General features: G+C 70.2%; 7 protein-coding genes and 2 pseudogenes. 4 read left to right on the top strand and 5 right to left on the bottom strand.

From position 1 onward, the window contains the following. Window positions 1–1,110, top strand: a 1,110-nt coding sequence (locus tag D457_RS0125675) for a tetratricopeptide repeat protein (RefSeq protein ID WP_017583546.1), incomplete at its 5' end; no start/stop codon positions are given. Window positions 1,111–1,299: 189 nt separating this feature from the next. Here D457_RS0125675 and D457_RS33375 read toward each other — a convergent pair. Both D457_RS33375 and D457_RS33370 read right to left on the bottom strand, forming a co-directional pair. Then, window positions 1,300–1,691, bottom strand: a pseudogene (locus D457_RS33375) (flavoprotein); the annotation flags it as partial. A 33-nt stretch (window positions 1,692–1,724) separates the two neighbouring features. Continuing rightward, a pseudogene (locus tag D457_RS33370) lies at window positions 1,725–2,609 on the bottom strand (IS982 family transposase). A gap of 390 nt (window positions 2,610–2,999) precedes the next feature. On the opposite strand from D457_RS33370, the gene D457_RS0125660 reads away from it, so the two are divergent. After that, window positions 3,000–4,751, top strand: coding sequence for a hypothetical protein (locus D457_RS0125660; protein ID WP_017583545.1), 1,752 nt, complete (start codon window positions 3,000–3,002; stop codon window positions 4,749–4,751). A gap of 335 nt (window positions 4,752–5,086) precedes the next feature. Then, window positions 5,087–5,314 carry a hypothetical protein gene (locus D457_RS33365; protein WP_039831910.1) on the top strand — a complete coding sequence of 76 codons (228 nt, stop codon included), beginning with the start codon at window positions 5,087–5,089 and terminating at the stop codon, window positions 5,312–5,314. 48 nt (window positions 5,315–5,362) lie between these two features. Here the strand turns inward: D457_RS33365 and D457_RS0125650 are convergent, their stop codons facing one another. The 3 genes from D457_RS0125650 to D457_RS0125640 form a co-directional block, all read right to left on the bottom strand. Then, entirely contained in the window at window positions 5,363–5,929 is a 567-nt protein-coding gene (locus D457_RS0125650) for a TetR/AcrR family transcriptional regulator (protein ID WP_017583543.1), read from the bottom strand. Between the two features lie 178 nt (window positions 5,930–6,107). Further along, window positions 6,108–7,550: an amidase gene (locus D457_RS0125645; RefSeq protein ID WP_017583542.1), complete on the bottom strand. Its 1,443-nt coding sequence runs from the start codon at window positions 7,548–7,550 to the stop codon at window positions 6,108–6,110. A gap of 9 nt (window positions 7,551–7,559) precedes the next feature. After that, the gene (locus D457_RS0125640) at window positions 7,560–8,045 is read right to left on the bottom strand and encodes a GNAT family N-acetyltransferase (protein ID WP_017583541.1); all 486 of its coding nucleotides are present in this window, start codon (window positions 8,043–8,045) and stop codon (window positions 7,560–7,562) included. A 218-nt stretch (window positions 8,046–8,263) separates the two neighbouring features. Here D457_RS0125640 and D457_RS0125635 point away from each other — a divergent pair, with 218 nt between their 5' ends. Further along, complete coding sequence (locus D457_RS0125635) at window positions 8,264–9,829, top strand: hypothetical protein (RefSeq protein WP_017583540.1); 1,566 nt, start codon at window positions 8,264–8,266, stop codon at window positions 9,827–9,829. Window positions 9,830–10,076 lie beyond the last annotated feature (247 nt).

Below are 10,076 nucleotides of genomic sequence, written 5' to 3'. Positions count from 1 at the left end.
GCGTTCGAGGCAGGCACTGAAGCCGTTGAGCACTACCGATCTCTGGCCAAGCAGCACCCCGACACCCACCTGTCCGACCTCGCGCTTGCTCTGAACACCCGGGCTCTCATCTTGCGTGCTTTGGACCAGGACGAGGAAGCGTTCGAGGCAGGCACTGAAGTCGTTGAGCACTACCGATCTCTGGCCAAGCAGCACCCCGACACCTACCTCTCCGAACTCGCCATGTCCCTGGCCAACCAAGCCACCTATCTGAATGCTCTGGAGCGGGTTGAGGAAGCGCTTGAGGCAGGCACTGAAGCCGTTGAGCACTACCGGTCTCTGGCCAAGCAGCACCCCGACGCCCACCTGTCCAACCTCGCTCTTTCCCTACATAATCAAGCCAACCATCTGAGTTTTCTGGGGCGGAACGAAGAAGCGTTGGAGGCCACCACCGAAGCTGTAGTTATCATCCGCGCCTTGCCGGAGCAATACCTCGACGCCCACCTGTCCAATTTCGCAGACTTTCTACACAACCATGTCAGAATCCTGAATCTACTGGGACGTTTCTCAGAAGCTCTGGAGGTGATGGTCGAAGCCGTCAGTGTTCGCCGCTCCCTGGCCGACCCGAAACGGGACCAAGAAGCCCTGGAGGCCATTACCCAAACCGTCCACCAGTACGAGGTACTGGCTGAGCAGCGCCCGGACGTCTACCTGCCTGACCTTGCGGCGTCCCTGCATGACCAAGCCGGTCGTCTGGGAGATCTGGTCCGGGCTGAGGAAGCTCTGGAAGCGATTGCCAAGGCGGTCAGCATCCGCCGCATCCTGGCTGAGCAGCGCCCGGACGTCTACCTGCCTGACCTTGCGGCGTCCCTGCATGACCAAGCCGGTCGACTAAGAATTCTGATGCGGGCCGAGGAAGGGCTCGAAGTCATCATCGAAGCCGCCGGGATACGCGCCGACCTGGCGGATCAGCACCCTGATGCCCACCTGTCCGACTTTTCTGACTCCCTGAGCAGCCTAGGCGGACTCCTGGTCGCTCTGGGGCGTCATACGGAATCTTTCGAGATCTTCGAGGAAGCTACCCGAATCCGATTGGAGTTGGCTCGTAACCCCCCGAACAACTCCGGGTGATGTGTCTTGACTTGGCGGACGGCACATCCCCTCATCGCACGACTGATTCGTGCCGGTTGCGATGGATTTTCTGGTGTGTCCTGAGTTTGGTGGAGCCGTGTTTCTGGATTCTCAGGCCACGGTGCTCGATTTCCTTTTTTCAAACTCTACGAGTGCCAGCCAGCCGATCGCCGCGTGCTGGCGTTGACGGTTGCGTGTGAAGGCCGGGTGGGTGCCGAGCTGGGGTTTGCAGTGCGGCACCACCCGGTGGGTACCCCGTAGCCGACCATCTCGCACAGCAAGGCGATCGCGAAGTTGTCCGCCAGCCCTTGGGCGAACTTGTTCGTGGAGTTGAAGGTCAGCAGACAGGCCAACACGACATCGGCGGGCGGCAATGGCTTGCCCAGGCCAGGCATCCGGAACGCCACCCGGACCGGTTCAACCGTCAGGTCGGCGAGCTGGTCCTGGTCGTGGAAGTCCGTGCCTGCGGGGGTGGACAACATAATGACGTGCCAGCCGTGACTGTGCAGGGCCCGGGCAAGCTCGGTCACCTCTTCCGGCGCGGGGGCTCCGGACAACACCAGGTACAGGGGTCTCGGCATGAGCCAGGGTCTAGATGAATGATTCCGGTGTCGTTAGTGGTCGCAGGCGACCAAGGACCGTTTGACCGGTGTGCGGGTCTGCCAGTTGTGCCAGATCGCCCGCTGCCAGGGCGAGCAAGCGCTGGGCCGTGCGAGCGAACACCCCAGCCGGGGTGCGGCCCGCGTGGGACTCCAGGCTGAGCTGTCCCTTGAGGGTGTCGATGACCGCCTCGATCCACTGGCGGCACCGGGCCAGCTTGCCGTGGCGGGGCTTCTCGTCCTTGCGGTCGGGTCTGACCAGGTGGCATCGCAGCTCCTGGGCGATGAAGCGCTCGAAGTCCCGCCCGGCGAAGCCTTTGTCGGCGAGGATCACCTGCCCGGCCCTCACCAGGTGGTGGTCCCGTCTGAGCAGGGCCTCCACGACCTCGCGCTCTCCGATCTTGGGGCTGGCCAGGCACCACGTGATGGGCATCCCCTCGGCGGTGGTGACCAGGTAGAGGCGAAACCCCCAGAAAAACCGGGAGTGGGAGCGGCAGTACCCGTATCCGGCGTCCCCGGCCAGGTCCGAGCGTTTGACGGTCTCGCGCGAGGCCGCGCACGGCAGCGGGGTGGAATCGATCAGCCGCAGCTGGTCGTCCCATGTGGGCACCTGTCGGGCCAGAGCCTGGGTGAGGCGAGCGATCAGGGGTCCGGCGGCGTTGAATCGCTTGAGGAAGCCGCTCTGCTGGGGATGTAGGGGAACAGGTGGCCCAGCCGGGTGTGGGCGAAGCGCAGCCAGTGCCGCATCGAGGGGAAGCCGAGCAGGACCTGGGCGATGGCCAGGCACAGCAGTTCGGAGTCGGACAGCCGCGGTGGGCGGCCGATGCGGCGGGGTTCGATGACGTGGTCGTCGCAGAAGGCGTAGAGTGCGGTCAGAAGGGTGTCCAGGTCTCGTCTCACAACAAGACCTTCGGGCACCCTTCGTCATGCCCGCAACCAGTTCAGACATCGGAATCACTCATCTAGTGGGAGGCCCCGACTCCCGTGCCCCAGTGGGAGATTTTTGGAGACAGTGACCTCCCACAACCGCTCTGAACCGCTTCGCACCGCTCTGAAGCGCCCTCGGTGAAACCTCCAGTCGCAAAACCGAGCGGGTGTCGGAAGCGGTGACGGCACGTCCTGGGGCGCGGAGCCACCGGCTCTCCACCGAGCCTGCCGCGGGCATGATCGGATGACCGGGAACGCCCGCTGCGCAGGACTTTCGGGACATAGGGGGCGGGTATCGGCGTTCACTGGGTGAGTCCGGCCCGGTTTCCCTAGTCTCGCTCGGAAAGATCCCAAGGAGACTCGATGCCCGGCCCCCTGGAGCAACGCCTTTCGCCCAACGCGTACCGGAACCTGGTCCTGCTCGCCCTGGTCACGCTCTCCGGCCACCGGAACTCCCCCGGCCTGCTGGAGGACGCGCACCGGCTGGTGACCGGGGCGCTTCCGCGCGGACGCCGCCACCCCCGCCCCCACGAGTATGTGAGGGTCCGCCGCCGGGTGCTGCGCCGCTCGCTCTTGCCCCGGAGCTGGCACCCGCGCGGTCAGGCGGGGATGCGGGTCTCCCCGGTGGACGGGACCGGCGGGGAGGTCCGCGCGCTGGAGGCTCTGGACGGTCTGGACTCCCCTGCCCGCGCGGCCTACGCCCTGATGCGGATGGAGTCTCTGGACGCCGAGGCCGCGACCGCACTGCTCGCCTCGGTGGGGGTCCGTGAGGCCGCCACCGCCGTGGAGCGGGCCCGGGAGGTTCCGGCCACCCTGCGCCTGCCCGACCCCACGGTGGTGCGGGTCAGCGGCCGGGGGTCGCTGATGCACCGCCGCGGCCTGGTCGCCGCGGCGGGTGTCCTGGTGCTGGCGGTGGCCGCCCTGGGGTTGACCGGGGCCGGTACCAGTGGCGGGACGGGCGTCACCACGTTCACCGCTCCCCCGCCCCGGCTGGCCGGGGCGGGGGCCCCGGATTCCTGGCGGGAGAGCTTCCGCCTGGACCTGACCGCCTGGCACCCGCGGGGCGAGGCGGTCGAGGACGATGCCCTGGTCCGGCGATCCCTGGCCGCCTGGACCGAGCAGGAGGGCCACGGCACGGGCCGTGCACCCAGCGCGCCCGCGCTGCTGTTCGCCGGTGAGGTCGCCGACCGGGACGTGGTGCTGCTGCACGACGGCCCCCGGGTGGCCCGCTACACCCGCGAGGGCGGCGAGGAGCGGGTCGAGGTGTTCGCCGAACCCGGCAACGGGGTGGCCAACTGGCCCGCCCTGCGGTTGACCGACACCGACGCGGGCACCCACTACCTGCTGCCGCCGTGGGTGAGCGAGGCCGCCACCGCACCGCTCGGGCAGGCCGGGGCCGATTGGTCCGAGGTCGGCCACGAGGACGGGGTGACCGAGGCGCTGCCCACCGGCGAGCACTGCGGTGTGGGCCCGGTCCTGCGGCTGCGCGCCCCCGAGGTGGCGCACGGTGAGCCGTACACGGCGATCGACCTGGGCGGGCTGGACACGGCCCACCTGGGGTACATGCCGCCCCCGCCCGCCGAGATCCGCCGAATGGGGCCGCACGAGGTACTCGATCCGGAGCAGGGCTTCGGTCTGTGGGGTGAGCTGGCCTGCGCCGGGGCACCGCCCGAGGGTCCGGTGCGTACCGCCACGGCCTGGGAGTTCGCCGTCCAGGAGCTGCCCGGTGGTGGAGAGGGGCGATGGGCGTGCGTCAGGTTCGGTGCGCACGACGGCGGCGGCCTGGCCCGTGCGGTGCTGGTCGCGCAGACCGATGAGGGCACCGAGACCGTCGTGGCCGGGGAGCGCGAGGGCGGCTGGGACTGCAGCAACCTCAACCGCCAGGTGGCCGCGGGCACCTGGTGGCAGGAGGCCGACGGCCGTTGGCACTACCTGGCCGCCGCCTCACGCGAGGTCGACACGATCACCGCGGTCGGCGGCGTCGAGGGAAGCAGTGAAGACGGCACCGGTGTCCTGGCGGTGAGCGGTCCGCGTGCGGACTCCCCTCCCGTTGAGGAGGTCGCCCTCACCGCCTTGGACGTGCGCGGTGATGAGATGACCGTTCTCAGCCCCTGAACGGCTCCGGACAGTTCCGGAACTACTCCGCAACCTTCGGGGCAGCCCGGAAACCCGTACCCGGAACCGTGCTCCACCGCACCGGCTACCGCTCAGAATCCCGGGCTGGTGGCCGCTTTCGGCCATCCACACGTGAGCATGCACGTGCAACTGCACCGTCGGTGGTATCACTGGAACGCAGTCCCCTACCCCAACAGGGGAAGCCAGGGCGCTGCGGACCGGGAATTCCAGGTCGGTTTCGCTTGGTCGCGGAACCTCCCAGAACCCCGTTTCGCGTCTCCCCTGTTTCAGGCCGACTCCGCTTTCGGCCCCGGGCCGAACGTTAGGGTGAACGTATGTCGATATGGGCGCGGGGAGACCGCACCGGGAGGGTCGGAGAGGCCCTCCTGATGCTGGAGGGGCAGGGGATCATCGACGGTCTGGAAATCCTGCCCAGCGAGGACAGGCCCTATCGTGTGCGCATCCCGGCCGGGATCGTCCACATGGACGAGGACGAGGCCTCCATGTTCGCGCTGGGGGCGGTCGTCGGTTCCTTCGGTAACGTGGCGCGTCAGCGGGCCTGAGGTGCGTTCCGTACCAGCGGGCCTACGCGACGGGGCCGCGGGCTCGGGTCACTTGCGGCCCATGGTGCGCAGGATCGCGTCGAGCAGCAGGTCTCGAACCATCGTGCGGTGCTCTTCGGTGTGCTGGACGGTCAGCTCGGTGTTGAAGGTCGACAGGCAAAGACCCACCGTCATCTCGGCCAGGGGCAGCGCCGGGCGGCCGTCCTTGGGCAGTTCCTCCACGAAGCGGGCCACCTCGATCGCCTCGCGGACCGCCTCGATCCACGGTTCGATCCGCTCCCGCCACCACTGGCGCTGCGGCCCCGGCTCCGCGCCCAGGCCCGAGGCGGCCGCGAGCAGCCCGCCCGACTCCAGCCACAGGCCGATCCAGGCATCCACCAGGCGGCCCATGTAGCCGTCGATGGACTCCATCCGACCGAACGTGAGATCCACCCGGGAGGAGAACGCGGTCAGCCGCACGTCCACGGCGGCCTGGAGCACCTGGTTCTTGTGGTTGTAGTAGCGGTAGACAGTGGACCGGTCGATGTCGACGCCCTCGGTGATCTCCTTGTAGGTGATCTGGCTGAAGGGCTTGGTCCGCAACAGCTCCACCAGGCTGTTCTGCAACTGGAGCATCCGCTGTGCGGCCCGAAGGCTTCCGCTGGTCCCTGAGCTCGATTCCAGCGGCGCCGTCATACCCGATCCATCCGTCATGAGCCCCCACAGCCCTCGTGTGTCTACAACCCCCAAGCTTGCCCCAGATCGGAACGTATGCCAACACGACGTTGGTTGGCTAGGGACCCCTGTGGGCCGCTCAACCGACCGACAGCGGGGGTCGGCGATCCCGCCAGGGCGCGGCCTCCTCCAGCTGGGCGGCGACCGCGAGCAACAGGTCCTCACGCCCGTGGGCGGCCACGAGCTGCACCCCGATCGGCAGCCCTTCCCGGCTCTGTGCCAGCGGCAGGCTGACCGCCGGGTTCCCGGAGACGTTGAACGGCGCGGTGAAGGGACCGTGGGCGTAGATCCGCCGTAGCCAGGAGCGCACGGTGTGGTCGGCGCCGTGGTCGAGGGTGCCGTGCGGGACGGGCAGCCCCGCCACCGTGGGGGTGAGCAGCAGGTCGTAGCCCTGGAAACGGTGCCCCTCAGAACTGTTCTCCTGGAAAAACTGCCCCACCGACCGGGTGACCCGGTGCTGGGCCTGGAGGCAGGCCACCACGTCCAGGGCGCCGTACCCCCGGGCCTCGGTGAGCAGGCGCGCCGGGACGGCCTCCATCCGGGCGGCGTCAGCCGGGTACGGGCCCTCGGAGAGCGCGGCCGCGGTGGTGATGACGGCGAGCACCGAAGCCTCCACCACGTCCTCGGCGTCCAGGGCCGGAGCATCCTCGGTGACCGTGTGCCCGACCCACTCCAGGACCCGGCCCGCGTCCCGCGCGGCCTCGGCGACCTGGGAATCCACCTCGGTCGGCGCCCAGGGGCGGGTGCTCACCGCGATCCGCAGCCGCCCGGGGTCCGTGTGCAGGGCCGCGGTATGGGAACCGCCGGGCGGTGGCGGTGCCACATGTTTCTCGCCGACCGTCGGGGCGCCCACGAGGTCGAGCAGGAGTGCGGCGTCGCGGACGGTACGGGTCAGCCCGAACTCGCACACCAGCCCGAAGGCCGCCTCCCCCACCAGCGGCCCGCAGGGCACCCGGCCCCGGCTGGGTTTGAGCCCCACCACCCCGCAGGCCGAGGCGGGGACCCGGATGGAGCCCCCGCCGTCGTTGCCGTGCGCGAAGGGCACCGCACCCGCGGCGACCAGAGCCGCGGCTCCCCCGCTGGAGCCGCCGACCCCGCGAGCGGGATCCCAGGGGTTGCGGGTGACGCCGTGCGCCAGGGACTCGGTGGCGAAGCTCAGCCCCAGCTCCGGAGCGGTGCTCTGCCCCAGTGCCACCAGTCCGGCCGCCCGGAACCTGGCCATCACGTCCTGGTCTGCGGCGGCCACCGCCCCGTGCAGGGCGCGGCTACCGAGGCTGAAGGGCACCCCCTTGGCCACGGGACCGCTGTCCTTGACCACGAAGGGGACCCCGGCGAGCGGGCCTTCGGGGTCGTGGGACAGGCCGGGTTCGAAGGGCGGCCGGGTGAGCGCGTTGAGGTCGGCGTCGGCCTTGGCCAGGCACTCCCTGGCCGCCGTCTCGACCTCGTCCGGGCTCACCTCACCCGAGCGCAGGGCCGCCGCCAGTGCGGTCGCGTCCAGGTCCGCGTACTCGTAGGGTCTCAAGGGGGCCGCTCAGTCCTTGAGGACCAGCTCGTAGGCGAGCAGGTCGACGCCGGGTACCGGCTCCCAGTCGCGTTCGGGCAGGCGCACGAACCCGTGGGCCTCGTACAGGCGCTGCGCTCCGGTCATCACCGTCCGCGTGCACAGCACCAGGCGGCTGACGCCCTCTTCCTTCGCCCGTTCCACCACGGCGCGCACGAGCGCCGCGCCGACCCCGCGCCGCTGGACCGAGGGGTCGACGGCGAAGGCCCGGATCTCCGCCTCGTCCGGCCCCCGGGCAATCTCGCAGTGCGGCCCCCAGGGCACGAACACGACCGTGCCGACCACACGTTCGTCCGCCACGGCCACCAGGACCTCGTCGGGGTCCTGCCAGCCGAGGTCGCGCAGGGTGTCGGCGTACGACGGGCTGGCGTCCAGCAGCCCCTGGGCGTTGTAGGCCAAGACCCGGAGCGCGCCGATGGTCTCCCGGTCGGCGGGAAGCGCGGTTCGAATCATCATGGCCGTATTCAACCAGCCCGGTGCCCGGGCCTTCCAACGGTTTTCCCGCACGCTCCTCCCGAATTCACCTTCTCCTCTCCGAACTGCGAAAACGTGAGTTGTCCACAGGCCCCCAGCAGAAAAGCGCGAATTCTCCGATGATGGTTCTGCGGCCGCGCCCCCGTCGATGGTGCGAGGGGGCGCGGCCGCCCCGCCCCCGGGAGACAAGCGAGGACGCCATGACCGTTTCCGTTTCCGTTTCCGTTTCCGTCGCCGACGCCGTCCGTTCCTGCCTCGAATGGGCCCGTAACGCCCGCCCTCCGCGTATCACCGATCCGCGTTTCCTCACCCGAATGCTCACCGCGCACGGGACCGTCCGCGCCGACCCCGGGGACTGGGACCGGGACGACGTCACCCGGGTCACGCTCACCCTGTCCGCCGAGGGCTCTGTACCGGAGGATTTCCGGGAGACCTGGCTGACCTGGTGTGACTACCTCGTGGACCGGGGCCTGCTGGGCCCGGCCGAAAGCCCGCGTGTCCTGCGCGCCGCCGTGGCCGCGGCCGAGGTGTTCCCCCGTGACCAGGCGCCCTGGTCTCCGGAGGACCGGGAGTCCCCGTGGTGGGGGCAGCTCTGGGAGCCGGAGGACCTGCCCCGGGTCCACCTCGCCCCGGCTGAGCGGTCGGCACCCGCCGCCCGCGCCTGCCCGGTCCTGGGGCGGGCGCTGCGCCTGGCCGTGTGGGTCGGCGACGGCCTGCCGCTGGACGGGGACGCCGAACACGAAACGCTCACCGAGCACACCCGGGACGAGGCCGCCGCACACCTGGGGCTGGCCCCGGAGGAGGTCCCGTACCTGTTCGAGACCGCGCTGCGCGCCGGGTTCCTGCGCACCACCTACACCGAGGCCCGCCCGGGACCGGCCGTGCGCGACTGGGACGACGACGTCCGCGCCGTGCGTTCCTGGGCCGAAGCGCTGCCCGCAATGGTGTCCGGGCACGGCACGCTGGGGCTGCGCGTGCTCGGCGAGCTCTTCACCTCCGGCGGGGTGTGGACCGTCGCCGACCTCGTGGAGGTGCTCGCCCCGTGGCAGGGTCCGAAGGGCCGGGGTGAAGGGAAGCCAGGCCCGGAGGAGGAGGTCTCGGCGGCGGTGCGGACCCTGGTCGGCCTGGGCGCGGTCGAGACCCTGCCAGGTGCGGGGCTGCGGATCACTCCCCTGGGCGACCAGGGCATGGCACACCGGTGGCGGCGCTGGGGGATCGCCCTGCCCGGTTACCCCTCAACCACGGAGATGAGCGCGCGGGAACTGCTCTTCCAGCTCTGGGAAGGGCGGCCGGTGGACGCGCAGGTGATCGGACGGCAGTGGATGACCGAGCGCGGGGTGCGGACCGCAGCCCGTGAGCTGCTGGAGGTCTGCGCCGAACTCGGTTCCTGGCACCAGCGGGTGGACGTCTTCCGCCTGTTCCACGGCCTGGAACGGGAGCTCGGCCCGGTGTTCGCGGCCTACCGCGACCACCCCGTACTGGGTGGGTGGATCGCGCACGCCCGCCACGACCCCGGCCGAGTCCGGCTGGAGCAACTGGTGGTGGTCCTGCTGGACACCTACGCCCTGCGGGTGGAGCTGGGCACTCCCCTACCCGCCGACACCCCGGTCTGGCGGGACCCGGAGGCGGTCACGAGGCTGATGTGGCGCTCGGGGCACCCGGCGGCCGACGGAGTACTGACCGCGATCGCCCTCGGTGCCGTGGGTCCGGACGCCGCCCGAGCAGCCCGCCGCGCCAGGTTCAGCACGGTGGGGGTGGGGCCCTGAGCGCACCCCGCTGTCGCCTGCCCCGGCCGCACTCGCCACCACCGGGTGACCGGACGTGACCAGGCTGGGAGTGGGGGCAGGCCGCTGCGCCATCGGGAGCGGGGCCCGCTCACACCGCAGTGCTGCCCAACCGGGGCAGGTACCGGATCCCGGCCCGCACCGCCGCCGCGGAGCTCACGACCTGTGTACAGGCGGAGACGGGTGACTTGTGTGATCTGTCAGGGTTTGGCGGGACCGGTGCGAAAAG

The sequence above is a fragment of the Nocardiopsis valliformis DSM 45023 genome, from assembly GCF_000340985.1.
Classification (GTDB): domain Bacteria; phylum Actinomycetota; class Actinomycetes; order Streptosporangiales; family Streptosporangiaceae; genus Nocardiopsis; species Nocardiopsis exhalans.
Note: the sequence above shows the minus strand (reverse complement) of the source record. Positions and strands in the feature narration are given on the sequence as shown.